Here is a 17,334-nt window from a genome sequence, read left to right on the forward strand (position 1 = left end):
TCGTCATGGTTTCCTCCCGCCCTTGTTATGAGGCCCAGCCTACGAAGATTAGAATTGATTGAGCGGCAGTTTGAGATAGGAAACGCCGTTATCCTCTTTGGGCGGCATGTCGCCCGCGCGCATGTTCACTTGCACCGAGGGCAGGATCAGCCGCGGCATGTCGAGGGTCTTGTCACGCGCTTCGCGCATCTTGACAAACTCGTCCTCAGTAATCCCATCGCGAACATGAATATTTTTCTCGCGTTCCTCCGCAACCGTCGTTTCCCAGACATACCCATCGCGGCCCGGCGCCTTGTAATCGTGACACATGAAAAGGCGCGTCTCCGGGGGGAGGGCGAAGATTTTCTTGATCGAACGGTAAAGAGTGCGCGCGTCTCCGCCCGGGAAGTCGCAGCGCGCCGTCCCGTAGTCGGGCATGAAGAGCGTATCGCCCACGAAACCGGCGTCGCCGATGAGGATGGTTGAGCAGGCGGGCGTATGGCCCGGCGTGTGGATGACATGAGCGTCGATCTCGCCGACCTTGAATTTTTCGCCATCAGCGAAGAGGTGATCGAACTGACTGCCATCACGTTTGAACGCGCTTTCAGCGTTAAAGACTTTAGCGAAGGTGTTCTGCACCACGTCGATCTTGTCGCCGATGCCGGTTTTCCCGCCGAGATTTTCCTTTAGGTAAGGCGCAGCAGTGAGGTGGTCGGCGTGAACATGGGTTTCGAGAATCCATTCGACGTTCAGATGGTTGTCTCGCACATAGGCGATGATCTCGTCGGCGGATTTCGTGGCCGTTGTTCCCGAAGCCGGATCGAAATCCAGAACGGAATCGATGATGGCCGCTTTTTTTGTCGCCGGATCAATAACGACATGGCTCGCGGTAAACGTGTCTTCATCGAAAAATGTTTTGACTAGCGGTTTCATATCTTCCTCACCTTCGGTTTGGTTATGGGCTTGGGGCCGAACGCGTCGCAAAGCGCGTCAATCAGATTGGAAAGCCTGTCGTCGGCGAGCGAGTAATAGACGTTTTTCGACTCTCGCCTCGCTTTCACCAGCTTGGCGTCGCGCAGACGCGCAAGGTCGCGGGAAAGATGCGGCTGGGGAACCTCTATTTCCGCTTCAAGCTCGCTCACATTCATTTCGCCTTCCGTCAGCGCACAGGCGATGAGGAGACGATTGGGGTGCGACAGTTCCTTCAAGAGGGCCGACACGCCTTCGGCGCGGGCTTTCAGATCTTTGATATTCAACGGTTTGGTCATTTGTTGTTACGGTCCATACTTGTCAAATAACATAAATGATATATGTTATGTTTTCAAGAGGTTCAGGTGCGACCTTTCTGGAGCTAGGATTTATGGAGAATTTCACCCCTGTTTCCGCCGCCATAGGCGGTTTTCTGATCGGCCTGTCGGCGGTGTTGTTTATGGCGCTTAACGGCCGCATTGCCGGCATCAGCGGGATTGTCGCTGGCGTCCTGACGCCGGCGAGAGGCGATTGGACATGGCGGCTTGCCTTCATCGCCGGGCTGTTTGTGGCGCCATTCGCCGTATGGCTGTTTTCGTCAAAGCCTGAAGTCATTTTCCCTCATCCTTTGTGGCTCACCGTCATCGGCGGGCTCCTCGTCGGTTTCGGCGCGCGGCTCGGGGGCGGCTGCACATCCGGGCACGGGGTTTGCGGCATGGCGCGACTGTCGAAACGCTCCATTGCAGCGACGCTGACTTTCATGGCAAGCGCCATCGCGACCGTATTCATCGTCAACCACTTGCTGGGACTTTAAAATGCGCATTGTTTCATCTTTCATCATCGGTCTGATTTTCGGCCTTGGGCTGGTCGTTTCGCAGATGATCAATCCGCAGAAAATCGTGGCGTTTCTCGACGTCGCCGGGAATTGGGACCCGAGTCTTCTCGTCGTTATGGGCTCGGCGCTTGTCACGACATTCATCGGCTACCGCCTGGTGCTGGGGCGCGAAAAGCCGCTTTTCGAAGAGGGCTTCCAGATCCCCACCAAGACCGTGATCGACCGTCCGTTGCTGATCGGGGCTGCGATTTTCGGCGTCGGCTGGGGTCTCGCCGGGCTTTGTCCGGGGCCGGGGATCACCGCGGCGGCGGTGGGCGGGCTCGCCCCCTGGGCTTATCTCGCGGCCATGGCGGCCGGGATGCAGGCGCGGCGGCTCGTCAAGGTCTAGCGGCGCCGGCCCCCGCACGCTAAGAACCCTTTGCATCAAAGGGTTATGGGGATGTTCGACGAGAAGGAACCTGCCGGCGAACGGCGCTCGAATTTCGACCGGCAATTGACGGCGTCGATCGAGGCGGCGGCGGACTGGCTCGCTGCGCGTCAGAAGCCCGAAGGCTATTGGGTCGGCCGTCTCGAATCTAACGCTTGCATGGAGGCGCAGTGGTGCCTCGCCCTCTGGTTCATGGGGCTGGAAAACCATCCCTTGCGCCCCCGGCTTGCGCAAAGCCTGCGCGAAACCCAATGCGAAGACGGCGCCTGGCGGATTTATTACGGCGCGCCCGCCGGCGACATCAACACGACGGTGGAGGCCTACGCCGCGCTCCGCTCCATGGGCGACCGCAAGGACGCGCCGCATATGAAAAAGGCGCGCGAATGGATCATGTCCAAAGGCGGTTTGAAAAACATTCGCGTCTTCACCCGTTACTGGCTGGCGCTGATCGGCGAATGGCCGTGGGAGAAAACGCCGAACCTGCCGCCGGAAGTGATCTTCTTCCCGAACTGGTTTGTCTTTTCCATTTACAATTTCGCACAATGGGCGCGCGCGACCCTGATGCCGATTGCGGTGCTCTCCGCGCGGCGTCCCGCGCGTCCCTTGCCGGCGTCGCGGCGTCTCGACGAGCTCTTCCCCGAAGGCCGCGATAAATACGATTATTCCTATCCCAAAAAACCGGGCGCCGGTTTCGCGGATGCGTTTTTTCTGACAGCGGATAAGATTCTTCACGGGCTGCAAAGCATCGGCGAGAAAGGCCAGATCGGGCTGTTTCGCAAGGGCGCCATTGCGCAATCGCTCGAATGGATCATCAAACATCAGGACGCCGACGGCGTGTGGGGCGGCATCCAGCCGCCATGGATCTATTCCCTGATGGCGCTTTATAACGAAGGCTATGCGCATGATCATTCGGTCGTCGCCAAGGGGCTGGCCGCGCTCGACGATCCGCGCTGGCGCGTCGATGCGGGCGAGGCGACATGGATACAGGCGTCGACGAGCCCCGTCTGGGACACGGAACTGACGCTGCTCGCCTTCGAAGATTGCGATCTCAATGAGCGCCATCCGGAAGAAGTGGAAAAAGCGATCGACTGGCTCCTCGCGCAACAGGTGCTGCGTCCCGGCGACTGGAAAGTGAAATGTCCGAAGCTCGAGCCCGGCGGCTGGGCGTTCGAATATAAAAACTATTTCTATCCCGACACGGACGATACGGCGGTGGCGCTGATCGCGCTCGCGCCCTTTCGCAACGATCCGAAATGGAAGAGCAAAGGCGTCGAAACCGCCATCGAACGCGGTCTCAACTGGCTTATCGGCATGCAGTGCAAGAATGGCGGCTGGGGCGCCTTCGACAAGGACAATGACAAAAAGATCCTGACCAAGATTCCGTTCTGCGATTTCGGCGAGGCGCTCGACCCGCCTTCGGTGGATGTGACCGCGCATATTATCGAAGCCTTTGGCAAGCTCGGCATCGGCAAGAACCATCCCTCCATGGTCCGCGCGCTCGGCTACATCAAGGCGGAGCAGGAGGCGGACGGCGCCTGGTTCGGCCGCTGGGGCGTCAATTACGTTTACGGCACCGGCGCCGTTCTCCCGGCGCTCCACGCCATCGGCGAGGACATGACGCAGCCTTACATTCGCAAGGCGTCCGACTGGCTGATCCTGCATCAGAATGAAGACGGCGGCTGGGGCGAGTCTTGCGCCTCCTATATGGACCCGAAACAGATGGGCCGCGGCAAGTCGACCGCGTCGCAAACCGCCTGGGCGCTCATGGGCCTCGCCGCGGTGGGCCGCGCGGAGGACGAGCGCGCGATCGCCGACGGCGTTCAGTTCCTGATCGAGCGCCAGAAAGACGGCACCTGGGAAGAGCCGGAATATACAGGCACGGGCTTTCCCGGCTACGGCGTCGGCGCGACCATCAAGCTCAATGATCCTTTGTTGCAGGAGCGGCTGAAACAGGGGCCCGAACTCTCCCGCGCCTTCATGATCAACTACAATCTCTACCGCCACTATTTCCCGCTCATGGCGATGGGGCGGGTGCGGAAGATGATGGCGGGCTAGACAGATCCTCAGACATCATCGCTGGCTGAGACAGAGCAATTTCCGATAGTATTTTCAATTACGCTCTTAATATGAAAAGACTATTTTAGGCGGGCCATGCCAAAATGCCATATTTAGGAGATAACAGCTCTAGAAGCTGCGCTTGCATATTTAATTGTTGCCGATAATTTTATTGAGGGGTGCGTAAAATTATTTGGGGAGGCGAATTGTGGGGGTGGTGCTTAAATTTGCGCTTGGGCCGATTGTTGGTGCTTTGGGTATGGCCCTCGGTCTCATAAGTTTAGCGGCTGCCAAGGGCGATGTAAGTATCAGCGGCGTAGTTTTAAGCGTTGTCGAGGCTTATAGAAGTATATGGAACGCGCTTATCGAAAAAGCTGTTGCCATTTTGCCCTTTGAGAATCTCACAATAACGTCGCGAGGAGTTAATTCGTGTTCTGCGGCTTTTATGTGTTTGCTGCCTTTTCTCGTTACGTCGCATCGGCGATGGGTTATGTACATCCTAAAAATCGTTTTGCTGATTTTGTTGCTGTATTCTACCTATTTGGTATTCACCTTGGACTATTTCATTGAAAATAAGACTGCGTTTGGAACTCCGGTGCCGAAATGGTTCCTGAAGATCGAAGAATATATAATTATCGCAGGCTATATTTTTCCAATAGCAGGCTTGAGCTTTTTTGACAGCACTTCCGCAGGTGTGCGTTACTTAGGCAATGTGGCTGGAGCTTTCTTGATTATTTTGACCCTCATCGCGGGAGGTCTGGGAGTTATACTGTCATGAAGCTTTGCAGCACAGTAGATGCCGAATTTTAATCGCATCAGGTGAGCGCCAGAATGTTCTTAAATCGGGAGGAAATTGACGGCGGCAGAAATGCGGCATTCCTCTTCGCTTAATACGCCCTACGAGCATCCCCCTTCCATCGCCGCGATCCACTCCGACACCAGCTTCACGCCTTCTTTATGGGTCACCGCGCGGCCGAGCTCCGGCATCATCGCGCCGGGGTCGGTCGTCTCCATACGGAACAGGGTGATCGAAAGATCGGGACGGCCGGGGACGATGTCGTAGGGCCGTCCGCCCGTGCCGCGGCCGGCGGCGATGGGCGCCTTGCAATTGCCCATGGCGGGGCCGGTCGCGCCGGGTTCGAGGTCGAGGCCCGACGTGTCGGCGGGGCCGTTGGGATTGTGGCAATGGCTGCAATTGGCGTCGAGATAGGCGCGCGCCCTTGTGTCCAGCGGCGCCGTTTCATCGGCCCAGTCCGCATTGCGCGGCGCCGGTTGCGCGATCTCGCCGGTCAGCAATCCCTTCGCCAGCCAGTGATCGAGCTGGTTGAAGCCGTCGGCGAAGCTTGACGGCTTGTTCAAATGCCGCGCTTTCGGCCCGATGGGGTGGATCGCTTTCGTCGTCGCGTTAGTCGCGTGACACCCGGCGCACTGGTTCGCGTTCGGCACGAGATAGGAAAAGGGCTCCATCTCTCCGTCCTCGCGGATCAGCATCATGGGGATCACCGCGCCCGTACGTTTCAAGACGGCGTCGCTCTGGTCTTCGTTCCAGACGTAAGGAAGCGCGTCCCATCCCGCCTCGCGGCGCACAAGCACGCGGGTTTCGATGAGCCGCAAATGATCCAGCGACATTGCGTTGTCGCGGACGCCGCGCTCTTGTCCCTGGTGCACGTCACCGGTCCACTCGTTTTCCGGAACCAGATAATAAAACGTCTTGGTGATCACCGTGCCCACGGGAAAGTCGAAGGCTTCTTCCGCGTTATAAACCGCAGGCTTGCCATCCGGCGTCCACACGGTGCGCAGCTTCAGCGCGTAATCGGAAAAGAGCGGCGTCGCGAGATCGTAAGGCGTGACGCCGTCGCTGAGGCGCAACGCGCCGTCCTTCGCGGCGATCATGCCCCAGTCGCTCAACTGCTCCGGGTTTTCTTCTGCGTGAAATGTCGGCGCCGTCGTCTCCTGTTGCGCGCAGGCTGAGAGCAGCATTATGGCGGCGGCCATGAACCCCATCGCCCGCCATTTTTCACCCGCATGTTTACTGGGCTGCAGAGCGATGTGGCGCCATTTGGAGTTTTCTGCTGTTTGCTGTCGGCTACGCATGTCTTCTGCTTTCGTGACCGTTGTTTCATTCCCGTCATCCCGGCCGTTACAAGCGCTCAAATGCGGAGCATTTGTCTTGCGCTTGTTAGAGCCGGGACCTCCCAAGGCGCGCCCGGGATGACGACAGCGAGGATCATAACCCCGCCCCGGAGGTGGTGGATAACTATTCACCAACACTGGGAAATATTGAAGAATTCGCGTCTTTGGGGTGTTTTTCCCGTTAAGCGGGCGCCCCCAAACTCCCTTTGAAGGCGCGGCTCATTTCCCAGCCAGCGGACCCGTCAGTTCGACCGCCGGCAGTTTCTCGAAGGCGCAGTCATGGGCGCCGTTATCGGCGATCTTCGGATTCTTGTTGCCGTTGGGCCCGTCCACATTGAGGACTTTCGCCTCGCCATTCTGGACACACAGAACATCCTGCGGGCCGGCGAGCGCCGGGTCCACATAACCGTCCCAGAGAACGTCGGGGAGGAGGCCCATGGGCCCCGCGACGGCGACTTTCAGCGCCTGAAGGTCGAGCCCGTCGGGATTATTGCCGCCGCCTTCGAAACTGTTGCCGTACACATAGATGCCGTTGGGATAGGGATCGAAATCGTCTTCCATGCCGTCGGTCGAAATCCCCGAGGAGAAAATGCTGGCGACGATGACATTCGCCGTCTTGTTGTCGCGAATATTGTTGTCGAAGATTTCCACATTGTCATTGGCGTTGACGACGACGCCGGACCCAGCGGGGACGGAGGCGACGGCGGTGCCTTCAAGCCCGAAATTCTTCGTATTGTTCTCGTAGATTTCATTGTTGTAGACGCGGGTGCGCGCGCCCGGCTGTTTCAAATTCGGCATGTTGAAGACGAGAATGCCGCCGGTATTGTTGGTGGCGACATTGCCATAGACGTCGGCGTCGAAGGTGTTCTCGATCTCGATGCCGGCGACGTTGTATTCGGCGCGGTTGTTGCGGATGACGACGTTCTGCGACTGGCCGATATAAAGCCCGGCGTCCGAGGCGCCGATGGCGACGCTTTCTTCCATGAGGAGGTTTTTCACCTGCACCGGATAGATGCCATAGGCGCCGTTTTCGGTTTTCGGCTCGCCCGTCCATTCCGTCCGCACACGGCGGATGACGATATTCTCGCCTTCGGAGATTTTCAGCGCGTCGCCCTTGGTGTCTTCGATGGCGAGGTCTTCGATGGTGAAATCGCTTGCGGTGACGAGGAGGCCTTCGGCGCCCGCGACTTGCCCTGCAAAACTTAAGACCGACTTGTCCATGCCCGCGCCCCTGATAGTGACGCCGTCGACGGTGAGGCTCAAGGAGCGGTCGAAAGCGAAACGGCCTTCGGGAATTTCGATGACGTCGCCGGGCTGCGCATCGAGAAGCTGTTCCATCAGCGTTTCCTGATAGGAGGCGTCGGCGGGCGCCGCAGCTTCCTGTTTCTCTCCGCAGGCGGCGGCAAGCAGCAATGCTGCACACGCGAAAGCCGCGTTCTTCGTGGCGTTCTTCATCATCCCTTGTCCCTCATCATGCGCTGGCTTCTTGATTTCGGGCGCGCGCCCTTTAAGCATCGATGATGCCGGAATCGGCAGGGGAATAAAAGGAAGCTTTGCATGTCATTCACGCGGCGGCATCTGATGCGGTCGGGCGGCCTCGGCGCCATGTTGTTGACGGCGGCGGGCGCCTGTTCGCGGCCCGATCAGGCGGGATCGACCGAACTTGCCGAACTCGACGCCGTCGAAACCGCGGCGCGCATCAAGTCAGGAGACTTGTCGGGCGAGGAAGCTGTCAGCGCCGCGATCGAGCGCGCGAAACGCATCGACAAAGAGGTCAACGCCATCGCGACAAAGACGTTCAAATCGGCGCAGGAAGATGCGGCGAATCCGGCCGGCGTCATGGGCGGCGTGCCGACCTTCATCAAGGATCTGTACGACGTAACCGGCGTTCCCTCGGGCTTCGGCAGCCGCGCCTTTCCGGGCTACAAAGGCGGCGAGCAATTGCCTTACGTCACGGAGTTCCTGAACACCGGCGTCGTCAGCCTCGGCAAATCGACGACGCCGGAATTTGGCCTCACCGCGACGACGGAATCGGTCGCGACGGGCAAGACCCGCAATCCGTGGAACCTCGATCATTCCTCCGGCGGATCGTCCGGCGGCGCCGCGGCGCTGGTTGCGAGCGGCGTTGTGCCTATCGCGCACGCCACCGATGGCGGCGGCTCGATCCGCATTCCCGCGTCCTGCTGCGGTACGGTGGGGCTCAAAGTGTCGCGCGGGCGCACGCCCATGGGCGAGCCTGCGGATCTGCCGATAACGCTGTCGACGCACGGCGTTGAAAGCCGCACCATGCGCGACACGGCGGCGATCTCGGCGGCGATGGCGCTGCCGGCGTCGGAAAGCGGCCTCGCCCCGCTCGGTCTCGTCACAGGGCCGGTGAAAGAACGCCTGCGCATTGCGCTGGTGATGGATGGGCCGGGCGGCGCGTATGCCGCCGATCCGGCGGTGAGAGAGGCGACGCAAAGCGTCGCTGCGCTCTGCGAAGAGCTCGGCCATCAGGTGGAGGAGGCTCAATTCCCGGTGGATGAACAATTCTCCGCTGATTTTCGCATCTTCTGGGCGGCGATGGCCCATCGTGTGGTGAAGCTGTGGGAGGAGACGTTTCACTTGCCGCGCAACGGCATCGCCTTCGAGCCCTTCACCCTCGGGCTGGCGAAGATGTTCGAAGAGAAACAAGCGACCTATGAAGAAACGGTGGATCGCCTCCGCCAGGTCGAGGGCGCCATGGCGGACTTCCACCAGACCTATGACGTCATCCTGTCGCCGGTGTTGCGCACGCCGCCGCCGGAAATCGGCTATCTTGGCGCGAAGCTCGATTACGAAACGCTGATGGAGCGGCTTACCGATTATGTTCAGTACACGCCGCTTTATAATGTCTCCGGCGCGCCGGCGATTTCCCTTCCGCTGTCCATGTCGCTCGACGGGCTGCCCATCGGCGCGATGTTCGGCGCGGGCGTCGGCCGGGAGGATTTGCTGATCGGCCTCGGCTTCGAAATGGAGGAAGCTCGTCCCTGGGCGGGACGGCGGCCGGCGGTCTTCGGTTAAGCGCCGGGCGAAAAAGCGGCGCCGGTTTTCGTGAAACCGGCGCGATCAAAAATCAGGAAACCGCCTCGACGAGGCCCTTGAAAAACGCCGCGCCGTCCATGCCGCCGAGGAGCGGCGAGATCATGCGTTCGGGATGGGGCATCATGCCGAGCACATTGCCTTCATTGTTGATGAGGCCTGCGATGTCGCGCGCCGAGCCGTTGGGGTTGTCGACATAGCGGAACGCGACGCGGCCTTCGCCTTCGAGCCGGTCGAGGGTTTCCTCGTCGGCGAAATAATTCCCGTCATGATGGGCGACCGGGAAGGTCACATAAGCGCCCTTGTCGAAACCGCGGGTGAAGATCGACTGGTTGTTCTCGACGCGGAGCGACACGTCGCGGCAGACGAAATCGAGACCGGCGTTGCGCATGAGGACGCCGGGCAGGAGCCCCGTTTCGCACAGGATCTGAAAGCCGTTGCACACCCCGATCACCGGGACGCCCGCTTTCGCCTTTTCGATGACGGCGCGCATGATCGGCGATTTCGCCGCCATGGCCCCGGCGCGTAAGTAATCGCCATAGGAAAAACCGCCGGGCAGGGCGATGAGATCGGAGTCGGGTATTTCGCTGTCGCCGTGCCAGACCATGGCCGGCTTTTTGCCCGTCGTCTTTTCGAGCGCGACGGCGATGTCGCGGTCGCAATTGGAGGCGGGAAAGACGATGACGGCGGTTTTCATTTCATGTGCTCGCTATTGTGCGGTTGGTTGCTCAAGAGGTTTTACGCCGATCATGACATGCTGACCGACTGGACTTTTATCGGTGATCGTCTGACGCACGGTGAGCCCGGCGTTCTCGAACCAGCCGGTCATTTCCTCGGGCGTCGTGAAGGAGATCATCACTTCGCGGCGCAGGAAACGCGCGATGCGCTGGCGCCAGGCCGGGCGGAAACTCCGTCTGTGCGGAGGATGGTCGCGGTTGAGATAGGAAGCGATCACAAGGCCGCCGGGCTTCAACGTTCGCGCGGCCTCCGCGATATAGTCGCGGCATTCGGCCGGCTTCAGATGCGTGAGAACCGACATGAAGACGACTACATCCGCCCATTCGCCGGGGCAGGGCAGATTGAGGGAATCGATGGTTTCAAAACGCCAGTCCGGCCGCGCCGACACCCGCTGCGCATACTCGATGAGGTCGGGCACGACGTCGACGCCGAGATAGGAGACCCGCTTTTCGTCGCGGAGCGCATGGGAAAGCCGGCCTGAGCCGCAGCCCACATCGAGAAGGTTGAAGGGCCCTTCCGGTGCGAACCCCAGAACCAGCTTCGCCTGCGCTTCGCCCTGCTGATGATAATTGCCGCCGACCGCCCGCTCAAAAATGCTCGCCTCGTCAGCGCCCCTCCGCTGCAGAAACCGCACGAGATGGCGGTATTCGCGCACATAGTGAGGAGCAAGAAAACGGTTTTCCATCGCTTACGCCGGACCGGGCTGGTTTTCAGGAATGGCTGAGCTCATATACATCGCCTTATCAGTCAAAAGATAGACGGCGGCGGGCCTTTTGCGCAGCGAGGTCCCTGCAGGATCGCTCATCTGCGTTCGCCCCCCTGCTGGTTCGTCCTGTTCTCGAACGCGGCGATGAGATTTTGCGAATCGGTGACCCAGCCGAACACATTCTCGAAATTCCAGAGCGTCGCGTCGCGCACGAAATCGGGCCCGGCGTGGTTCATGGCGTCCTCGACCATCACCGGCCAGTATTCCTGGAAATAGGCGTCGCGCGCCGTGCTCTCGACGCAGACATTGGTGGCGACCCCGGTGAAGAACAGATAGCGGATATTGTGGGCGCGCAGATCGTTGTCGAGGGTCGTGCCCGCAAAGCCGCTGTAACGGGATTTCTGGATGACGAGGTCGCCGGGCTGCGGCTTCAGGGCGTCGACGATCGCCCAGTCCCAGGTCCCGTGGATCAAGAGCTTGCCGTCAAGCTCCGGCCGCGCGCGCATGGTCCGTAGCCCGAGCTCCTTGTGATAGTTCGGGGAGAGCGGGCCGCCCGCGTCGCTAAGATCCGGTTTGTAGCCGACCTGCAGATAGACGACCTTGACGCCTGTGGCGCGCGCCGTCTCGATGAGCTTTTTGTTGACCTCGACGACGGAGGCCGCGGCGGAGATGTCGTGACCGGCGAGATCGAGCATGCCGCCTTTCGAGGCGAAGGCGTTTTGCATATCGACAACGATGAGCGCTGATTGACCGAGGGCGATTTCGACGGGATCGGGCCTTGCAGCGAGCACGGTCATTGCGCGGGCGCTCCGGATTTGACCGCCACCAGCACATGCTGGCCGAAGCGGGACTCGGTGATTGTGCGCTCGACGGCGAAGCCGGCCGTCTCCATCCATCCTGAAAGCGTCGCTCGCGGCGTGCGCGTCAGCATGACATTGCGGCCCGCAGCGCGGGTCAGGAACTGCTTCAGCGCGGGAAGACGGTAGTTCGAATGGGAGGCGGCGCCGGGGTCGATATAGGAGGCGACCATGCGCCCGCCAGGCTTCAAGACGCGAAAGGCTTCGCCGATATAGGTCCTGATTTCGTCAGGCTTCAGATGCGTGAACACGGACATGAACATGATCAGGTCCGCAGATTCGTTTTCTTCCGGCAGGGCGAGGGCGCTGATCGTTTCGAAACGCCAGTCGGGACGCGCGCAGATTTTTTCCGCATAGGCGACGAGATCGGGCACGACGTCATAACCGGAATAGGCGATGCGAGCCTCAGTGCGCAGCGCATTCGCCAGGCGTCCTGAGCCGCAGCCCACATCGATAAGATGAAAGGCGCCTTCCGGGTAAAGCTTTTTGACAAGCTCAGCCTGCGCTTCGCCGGCTTTTTCGTAATAGCCGCCGACGGCGCGCTCCATCGCCTCGGCCTCGCTCGCGCTTCGTTTCAGGAGGCCGCGAACCAGACGGCGATATTCGCGAATGTAATGGGGTTCAGCCGTCATCCCGTCAGCGTTATGCGAGAATTTCGATGGAGTAGTTTTCCATCACTGGATTGGCGAGGAGTTTCTTGCACATTTCTTCGGCGGTTGCGCGCGCCGCCGCCTCGTCGGCCGCGGCGAGCTTCATCTCGATCACCTTGCCCTGGCGCACGCCTTCCGCGCCGTCGAAGCCGAGACCGGCGAGCGCGCTTTCGATGGCTGCGCCTTGCGGGTCGAGAACGCCGTTTTTGAGGGTGATGGTGATTTTCGCTTTCATGAGATTTCCCGGCTGTTCTGGTTGCCTTTGGCGGCCTACGCAATACGCCGGGCCGGGGCGGCAGGCAACCGCCGGGCCTAAAGATTGCGGGCGGGCGACGGTTGTGCGTAGTCTTCCCTCAGCGAGAAAAGGGGCTTCCATGATGATTCGAACCATATGCGCCGCCGCCGGCGCTCTTGCGGCTGCAACAGCGGCGTCCGCCGCCGACCGTGAGCTGACGCCGGCGCAGGCGAAAGCGCGCGAGATCTATGAGACCGCGATCGGCATCCGCAGCGCGAAGGGACACGGCAAGGTTCCCGAGCTCGCCGCCTATCTCGCGGATGAGCTCAAATCTGCCGGCTTCACGGACGAGGATATCGAGATCATGCCGCTGGGCGAGACGGCGGCGCTCGGCGTCCGGTATCGCGGCGACGGCTCGTCAGGCAAGAAGCCGATCCTCTTCCTGGCGCATATGGATGTGGTCGACGCCAAGCGCGAGGACTGGGAGCACGATCCGTTCGTGTTGCGCGAGGAGGGCGGCTATTTTCTCGGCCGGGGAACCTCGGACAACAAATACGGCGTCGTCAATCTCACCCAGACTTTCATGCGCCTGAAACAGGAAGGCTTCACGCCAACCCGGGATCTGGTTCTTCTCTTCACCGGCGACGAGGAGACCGGCATGGAGACGACGCGGATGCTCGCCTATGACCGCAAGGACTGGTCCGATGCGGAATTCGCGCTCAATTCCGACGGGGGCGGCGGCGCCTATCTCCCGGACGGCGCCCCCTTGCCCTATTTCATTCAGGCCGCTGAAAAGACCTACGCGACCTTCACCGTCACGTCCCGCAATAAGGGCGGCCATTCCTCCCGTCCGCGTGCGGACAATGCGATCTACGATCTGGCGCGCGCGCTCCTGAAAGTTGAAGAGTATAAATTTCCGGTGATGTCGAACGACATCACAAGGGCGTCAGCGCGTTCCGGCGGCGAACTGATCGGCGGCGACATCGGAAAGGCGCTGGTCGCGTTCGCCGACAATCCGGATAACAAAAAGGCGATCAAGACCATCCGCGCCAATGAGGATTACTCAAACCTGTTGAGCACGACTTGCGTCGCGACCATGCTGGACGCCGGTCATGCAGAAAACGCCCTGCCGCAATCGGCGGCGGCGACCGTCAATTGCCGGATTTTTCCCGGCGTCGAGATCGAGGCGGTGCGTGAGACCCTTGTGGATGTGATCGGCAATGACGCGCTGGAGGTGAAACTCGCCGACGACCGCTTCGTGGCAAGCCCTGTTTCCGACATGCGCGAGGATGTGACGGCGGCGCTGAAGGCGGCGATCGATCCGCGTTATCCCGGGATTGAGATCGTTCCGGCGATGAGCTCCGGCGGCACGGACGGGATGCATTTCCGCCGCGCCGGCGTTCCCACTTACGGGGTCAGCGGACGGATTTCAGCGGAGAGCGAGAATTCCAACGCCCATGGCCTTGATGAACATCTGCCGGTGAAAACATTTTACGACGGCCTCGATCACTGGATCATTATGATCAAGGCGCTTGCCGGTCCGGACGAGGAGTAAAGGAAGAAGCTGCGGCGGCTCGCTTAATGGAGCCGGCCTGCGGCCTTCATGTCGAATTCTTCAAATTGACGATAGGCTTCGGCGGCCTGATCGGCGTTGAAGCGGGCGATCGCCTGTTCGCGGGCTTTCTGTATGGATTTCTCAAGCTCATAGGCTTTGAGTTCGGCTTCGGCGCGTATCAGTTCCGTATGAGCGCGCTGGGCGATCTCGCGGGACTGCGCTGAGGGCGGCGACGGATAGAGCGCCTCCGCCCGGATCTGCTCCAGCTTCTTGATGTCTTCGGGGCGCGGCTCGGGCGGCGCTTTCACGTCGCTTTTCGACGCTTCTGCGGCTTCTGCGCGCGCGGCGGCGGCGTCATTCTCTTGCGCCCCAGTCTCTTGCGCGCCTGGCTGTTCGGCAGGCTTGCTGCTGCTTGCGGCGCTGCTCGCGCCCTGTGCAGCCTCGTTCTTGACAGTCTCGGCGCGCGGCGCTTCCGCTTCGCGCTTTGAAGCATCGGCGATTTCATTTGCGGCGCGTTGGGTTTCGGTGTCGCGGGCGGCGGCGCGCTCGGCGAGGCGGCGTTGCGTCTCGTTGCGCTCTGTTACGGCCGCGTCTGCAGCTTCCCTGACGGCGGCGGCGTCACGGTCGGGCGTCTTGCCGGCGAAGCTCTCGTCTTCACGGCTGGGCGCGCTCGCCGCCTTGCGGTCCGGCGGCGTTGCGCGCAACGGCGCGACCGGCGACGAACCGGCGCTTCCAGACCCATATGTGAAAACTGCGTATGGCATAACCTTGTAACATTATCCGAACACAGCTTTCCGGCGGCTTAGCAAAAAAGATTGCTTTTAAGCCGTCTCAGCAAGACTTTGTTCAGCATGTTACACGCGGAAATGCGTGAAGAACTGGTCCGGACGGTATGGGCCAGCAGAGTTTATTTTTCGTTATCGGTGACAAGAACGGGGCCGGTCTGGCCAGAGCTTTCCGTTTCCCGCAACACGCCGAGACGGCGGGCGACCTCCCGGTAGGCGTCGGTCACATCACCCAGATCCTTGCGGAACCGGTCCTTGTCCATGATGCGGCCGGTTTCCATGTCCCACAGCCGGCATGAGTCGGGGCTGATCTCGTCGGCGACGATGAGGCGCATCATGTCGCCTTCATACTGCCGGCCGAACTCGATCTTGAAATCGACGAGTTTGATGCCGACGCCGGCGAAAAGCCCCGAGAGGAAGTCGTTCACCCGAAGGGCGAGGGCCATCATGTCGTCGATCTCCTGTGGGTTCGCCCAGTTGAACGCGGTGATGTGCTCTTCGGAGACGAGCGGATCGCCGAGCTCGTCATTCTTGAAATAGAATTCGATCACCGAGCGCGGCAGGGCTGTGCCGTCCTCGATGCCGAGACGCTTCGAGATGGAGCCGGCGGCGTAATTGCGCACGACGACCTCAAGCGGGACGATCTCCACATGGCGCACGAGCTGTTCGCGCATATTGAGGCGCTTGATGAAATGGGTCGGCACGCCGATGCGCTCGAGCCCGGTCATGATGAATTCGGAAATGCGGTTGTTGAGGACGCCCTTGCCTTCGAGCACCGCCTTTTTCTGGTTGTTGAAGGCGGTCGCGTCATCCTTGAAATACTGGATGATCGTGCCCGGCTCCGGACCCTCGAACAGAATTTTCGCCTTGCCTTCGTAGATTTGCTTGCGGCGGGCCATTTCCGTAATCCTTTCAGCGCCTTACGCGCAACTTCTCCGGCGCTTTAATAGCGGGCCGGGGCGGGTCCGGCCGACTCATCGGGGCTGGGCCCTCCCGTTTCGCTAGCATGGCTGGCGCTGTGGGAGAAGCGGGGGTTTACGCCCCTTGCCCTTTGAATGAAAGCCCTGAGGCCTTACATTTTCCGCAGATGCGTTGCGCCGATTTGGAATGGCGCGTTGCGCCGGGCGCAGGTCGCCTATAAAGAGCCGGACGATGATGGAGTTTGGGGCCGCCGGGCGGCCTGATTTTGCTGACGAGCTGGAGTTTTGCCACCATGACGACCTTCGACGACCGCAAGGACATGTTCGAAAACAAATTCGCCCATGATGCGGAGCTGCGTTTCAAGGCGGAGGCTCGCCGCAACAAGCTTCTGGGGCTGTGGGCGGCCGAACTGCTCGGCAAAACCGGCGATGACGCTGCGGCCTACGCCAAGGAAGTCATCAAGGCCGATTTCGAGGAAGCGGGCGACGAAGACGTCTTCCGCAAGCTCCGCAAGGATTTCGACGCCGCGGGCGTCAACCAGTCAGACCATCAGATTCGCCGCCATATGGAGGAGATGATGATCGAAGCAGTCAGACAGATCGAGGCGGGCGAGTAGGCTCCCCTGCAAAGCCTGGGGGCGCCCATGGTCGACGGAGCGGCTTTTGCGCTTTTTCTCAGCGGCGCCCTTCTTCTCAACATAACGCCGGGGCCGGACATGGCCTTTACCTTGGCCTCGACCGCGCGCGGGGGAACCCGCGCCGGCTTCGCCGCCGCGCTCGGGATTGGCGCCGGCTCGCTCGGCTGGGCCTTTGCAACGGCGGCGGGGCTTGCGGCGATGCTCGCGGCGTCCGAACACGCGCTCACGGTCATCCGCATCGCCGGCGGGCTATATCTCCTCTATCTCGCCGCGCGCACGCTCATGGAAAAATCCGCGCCGCTGAAAGCCGAAGGCGCTGCGGGCGCGCTGCAATCCTTCCGTTCCGGCGCGCTGACCAATCTTTTCAATCCGAAAGTCGGACTTTTTTATCTGGCCTTTTTGCCGAGCTTCGCCAATCCGGAAGCCGGTCCTGTGGCGTTGCAGATCCTTCTCCTGGGTGCAATTTTCAGCGTGACGGGAACGCTGGTCCTTTTCATCGTCGCGGCGGCGGCGGGCGCCCTGCGCGGGGTCTTTGCCGCATCCCGTTCCGTTCAGGGCGTCACGAAAGCCATCTCCGCATCGGTCTTCGGCGGGCTCGGGGCTTATCTCTTGTTTTCTGAACGTCCGGGCGCCTAGCTTTAGCGCCGCTCTTCGTTCCTCGTCACGCGATCCAGAATTGCATTGACGACCTGATCATCGACAGTTGAGTAGTGACCCCAGTCCTCTTTCAGCTTGTCGAATTTTTCAGGATTGGCTTCAAAATCGTCGATCGTGGGTTGCAAGCCGTTATTT

Annotated in this window: 20 protein-coding genes; 8 read left to right on the forward strand and 12 right to left on the reverse strand. The window is 60.6% G+C overall.

All coding sequences use genetic code 11. From position 1 onward, the window contains the following. Positions 1-48: 48 nt before the first annotated feature. Both ACQY5P_RS17900 and ACQY5P_RS17905 read right to left on the reverse strand, forming a co-directional pair. Positions 49-912 (reverse strand): MBL fold metallo-hydrolase, encoded by an 864-nt coding sequence (locus tag ACQY5P_RS17900; protein WP_428408233.1) that lies wholly within the window; start codon positions 910-912, stop codon positions 49-51. Next, positions 909-1,247: a metalloregulator ArsR/SmtB family transcription factor gene (locus ACQY5P_RS17905; RefSeq protein ID WP_428408234.1), complete on the reverse strand. Its 339-nt coding sequence runs from the start codon at positions 1,245-1,247 to the stop codon at positions 909-911. The genes ACQY5P_RS17900 and ACQY5P_RS17905 overlap by 4 nt, the downstream gene beginning before the upstream one ends. A gap of 92 nt (positions 1,248-1,339) precedes the next feature. On the opposite strand from ACQY5P_RS17905, the gene ACQY5P_RS17910 reads away from it, so the two are divergent. From ACQY5P_RS17910 to ACQY5P_RS17925, 4 genes are all read left to right on the forward strand, one after another. Beyond that, a complete protein-coding gene (locus ACQY5P_RS17910; protein WP_428408236.1) occupies positions 1,340-1,762 on the forward strand; it encodes a YeeE/YedE family protein in 423 nt (140 codons plus the stop codon). A 1-nt stretch (position 1,763) separates the two neighbouring features. Then, entirely contained in the window at positions 1,764-2,171 is a 408-nt protein-coding gene (locus ACQY5P_RS17915; RefSeq protein ID WP_428408238.1) for a DUF6691 family protein, read from the forward strand. Positions 2,172-2,222: 51 nt separating this feature from the next. Continuing rightward, complete coding sequence (gene shc, locus ACQY5P_RS17920; RefSeq protein WP_428408239.1) at positions 2,223-4,265, forward strand: squalene--hopene cyclase; 2,043 nt, start codon at positions 2,223-2,225, stop codon at positions 4,263-4,265. Positions 4,266-4,473: 208 nt separating this feature from the next. Next, positions 4,474-5,043 carry a hypothetical protein gene (locus ACQY5P_RS17925; protein WP_428408240.1) on the forward strand — a complete coding sequence of 190 codons (570 nt, stop codon included), beginning with the start codon at positions 4,474-4,476 and terminating at the stop codon, positions 5,041-5,043. 119 nt (positions 5,044-5,162) lie between these two features. Here ACQY5P_RS17925 and ACQY5P_RS17930 read toward each other — a convergent pair whose 3' ends face one another. Further along, positions 5,163-6,260 (reverse strand): SO2930 family diheme c-type cytochrome, encoded by a 1,098-nt coding sequence (locus ACQY5P_RS17930; protein WP_428408241.1) that lies wholly within the window; start codon positions 6,258-6,260, stop codon positions 5,163-5,165. Between the two features lie 357 nt (positions 6,261-6,617). Next, positions 6,618-7,856 carry a parallel beta-helix domain-containing protein gene (locus tag ACQY5P_RS17935; protein WP_428408242.1) on the reverse strand — a complete coding sequence of 413 codons (1,239 nt, stop codon included), beginning with the start codon at positions 7,854-7,856 and terminating at the stop codon, positions 6,618-6,620. Between the two features lie 99 nt (positions 7,857-7,955). Between ACQY5P_RS17935 and ACQY5P_RS17940 the strand changes: the two genes are divergently transcribed. Next, entirely contained in the window at positions 7,956-9,440 is a 1,485-nt protein-coding gene (locus ACQY5P_RS17940; protein WP_428408243.1) for an amidase, read from the forward strand. Between the two features lie 52 nt (positions 9,441-9,492). On the opposite strand, the gene purQ is transcribed toward ACQY5P_RS17940, so the two are convergent. The 5 genes from purQ to purS all read right to left on the reverse strand — a co-directional run bounded on the left by purQ (position 9,493) and on the right by purS (position 12,644). Beyond that, the gene (purQ, locus tag ACQY5P_RS17945; RefSeq protein WP_428408244.1) at positions 9,493-10,155 is read right to left on the reverse strand and encodes a phosphoribosylformylglycinamidine synthase subunit PurQ; all 663 of its coding nucleotides are present in this window, start codon (positions 10,153-10,155) and stop codon (positions 9,493-9,495) included. Between the two features lie 12 nt (positions 10,156-10,167). Continuing rightward, a complete protein-coding gene (locus tag ACQY5P_RS17950) occupies positions 10,168-10,881 on the reverse strand; it encodes a class I SAM-dependent methyltransferase (protein ID WP_428408245.1) in 714 nt (237 codons plus the stop codon). Positions 10,882-10,997: 116 nt separating this feature from the next. Continuing rightward, a complete protein-coding gene (locus ACQY5P_RS17955) occupies positions 10,998-11,699 on the reverse strand; it encodes a cysteine hydrolase family protein (RefSeq protein ID WP_428408246.1) in 702 nt (233 codons plus the stop codon). Next, complete coding sequence (locus ACQY5P_RS17960; protein WP_428408247.1) at positions 11,696-12,391, reverse strand: class I SAM-dependent methyltransferase; 696 nt, start codon at positions 12,389-12,391, stop codon at positions 11,696-11,698. Before ACQY5P_RS17960 ends, ACQY5P_RS17955 begins: the two co-directional genes overlap by 4 nt. A gap of 10 nt (positions 12,392-12,401) precedes the next feature. Beyond that, complete coding sequence (gene purS / locus ACQY5P_RS17965) at positions 12,402-12,644, reverse strand: phosphoribosylformylglycinamidine synthase subunit PurS (RefSeq protein ID WP_428408248.1); 243 nt, start codon at positions 12,642-12,644, stop codon at positions 12,402-12,404. 139 nt (positions 12,645-12,783) lie between these two features. Between purS and ACQY5P_RS17970 the strand changes: the two genes are divergently transcribed. Next, positions 12,784-14,199, forward strand: a complete 1,416-nt coding sequence (locus ACQY5P_RS17970) for a M20/M25/M40 family metallo-hydrolase (protein ID WP_428408249.1) — start codon at positions 12,784-12,786, stop codon at positions 14,197-14,199. Between the two features lie 23 nt (positions 14,200-14,222). Here ACQY5P_RS17970 and ACQY5P_RS17975 read toward each other — a convergent pair whose 3' ends face one another. Together ACQY5P_RS17975 and purC are read right to left on the reverse strand one after the other, a co-directional pair. Continuing rightward, a complete protein-coding gene (locus ACQY5P_RS17975) occupies positions 14,223-14,963 on the reverse strand; it encodes a hypothetical protein (RefSeq protein WP_428408250.1) in 741 nt (246 codons plus the stop codon). Positions 14,964-15,106: 143 nt separating this feature from the next. Then, on the reverse strand, positions 15,107-15,883 hold the full coding sequence (purC, locus tag ACQY5P_RS17980; RefSeq protein ID WP_428408251.1) for a phosphoribosylaminoimidazolesuccinocarboxamide synthase: 777 nt from the start codon (positions 15,881-15,883) through the stop codon (positions 15,107-15,109). Between the two features lie 314 nt (positions 15,884-16,197). Between purC and ACQY5P_RS17985 the strand changes: the two genes are divergently transcribed. Both ACQY5P_RS17985 and ACQY5P_RS17990 read left to right on the forward strand, forming a co-directional pair. Continuing rightward, positions 16,198-16,521, forward strand: coding sequence for a DUF1476 domain-containing protein (locus tag ACQY5P_RS17985; RefSeq protein WP_428408252.1), 324 nt, complete (start codon positions 16,198-16,200; stop codon positions 16,519-16,521). 27 nt (positions 16,522-16,548) lie between these two features. Continuing rightward, the gene (locus ACQY5P_RS17990) at positions 16,549-17,178 is read left to right on the forward strand and encodes a LysE family translocator (protein ID WP_428408253.1); all 630 of its coding nucleotides are present in this window, start codon (positions 16,549-16,551) and stop codon (positions 17,176-17,178) included. A 2-nt stretch (positions 17,179-17,180) separates the two neighbouring features. Here ACQY5P_RS17990 and ACQY5P_RS17995 read toward each other — a convergent pair whose 3' ends face one another. Further along, positions 17,181-17,324 (reverse strand): hypothetical protein, encoded by a 144-nt coding sequence (locus tag ACQY5P_RS17995; RefSeq protein WP_428408254.1) that lies wholly within the window; start codon positions 17,322-17,324, stop codon positions 17,181-17,183. Positions 17,325-17,334 lie beyond the last annotated feature (10 nt).

Origin of the sequence: Hyphococcus sp. (assembly GCF_965267305.1) — a bacterium.
Lineage (GTDB): Bacteria > Pseudomonadota > Alphaproteobacteria > Caulobacterales > Parvularculaceae > Hyphococcus.

Coding starts and splice junctions, on each gene's coding strand:
- ACQY5P_RS17900 (WP_428408233.1), bottom strand. CDS start 912: ATGAAACCGCTAGTCAAAACATTTTTCGATGAAGACACGTTTACCGCG.
- ACQY5P_RS17905 (WP_428408234.1), bottom strand. CDS start 1,247: ATGACCAAACCGTTGAATATCAAAGATCTGAAAGCCCGCGCCGAAGGC.
- ACQY5P_RS17910 (WP_428408236.1), top strand. CDS start 1,340: ATGGAGAATTTCACCCCTGTTTCCGCCGCCATAGGCGGTTTTCTGATC.
- ACQY5P_RS17915 (WP_428408238.1), top strand. CDS start 1,764: ATGCGCATTGTTTCATCTTTCATCATCGGTCTGATTTTCGGCCTTGGG.
- shc (WP_428408239.1), top strand. CDS start 2,223: ATGTTCGACGAGAAGGAACCTGCCGGCGAACGGCGCTCGAATTTCGAC.
- ACQY5P_RS17930 (WP_428408241.1), bottom strand. CDS start 6,260: ATGGCCGCCGCCATAATGCTGCTCTCAGCCTGCGCGCAACAGGAGACG.
- ACQY5P_RS17935 (WP_428408242.1), bottom strand. CDS start 7,856: ATGATGAAGAACGCCACGAAGAACGCGGCTTTCGCGTGTGCAGCATTG.
- ACQY5P_RS17940 (WP_428408243.1), top strand. CDS start 7,956: ATGTCATTCACGCGGCGGCATCTGATGCGGTCGGGCGGCCTCGGCGCC.
- purQ (WP_428408244.1), bottom strand. CDS start 10,155: ATGAAAACCGCCGTCATCGTCTTTCCCGCCTCCAATTGCGACCGCGAC.
- ACQY5P_RS17950 (WP_428408245.1), bottom strand. CDS start 10,881: ATGGAAAACCGTTTTCTTGCTCCTCACTATGTGCGCGAATACCGCCAT.
- ACQY5P_RS17955 (WP_428408246.1), bottom strand. CDS start 11,699: ATGACCGTGCTCGCTGCAAGGCCCGATCCCGTCGAAATCGCCCTCGGT.
- ACQY5P_RS17960 (WP_428408247.1), bottom strand. CDS start 12,391: ATGACGGCTGAACCCCATTACATTCGCGAATATCGCCGTCTGGTTCGC.
- purS (WP_428408248.1), bottom strand. CDS start 12,644: ATGAAAGCGAAAATCACCATCACCCTCAAAAACGGCGTTCTCGACCCG.
- ACQY5P_RS17970 (WP_428408249.1), top strand. CDS start 12,784: ATGATGATTCGAACCATATGCGCCGCCGCCGGCGCTCTTGCGGCTGCA.
- ACQY5P_RS17975 (WP_428408250.1), bottom strand. CDS start 14,963: ATGCCATACGCAGTTTTCACATATGGGTCTGGAAGCGCCGGTTCGTCG.
- purC (WP_428408251.1), bottom strand. CDS start 15,883: ATGGCCCGCCGCAAGCAAATCTACGAAGGCAAGGCGAAAATTCTGTTC.
- ACQY5P_RS17985 (WP_428408252.1), top strand. CDS start 16,198: ATGACGACCTTCGACGACCGCAAGGACATGTTCGAAAACAAATTCGCC.
- ACQY5P_RS17990 (WP_428408253.1), top strand. CDS start 16,549: ATGGTCGACGGAGCGGCTTTTGCGCTTTTTCTCAGCGGCGCCCTTCTT.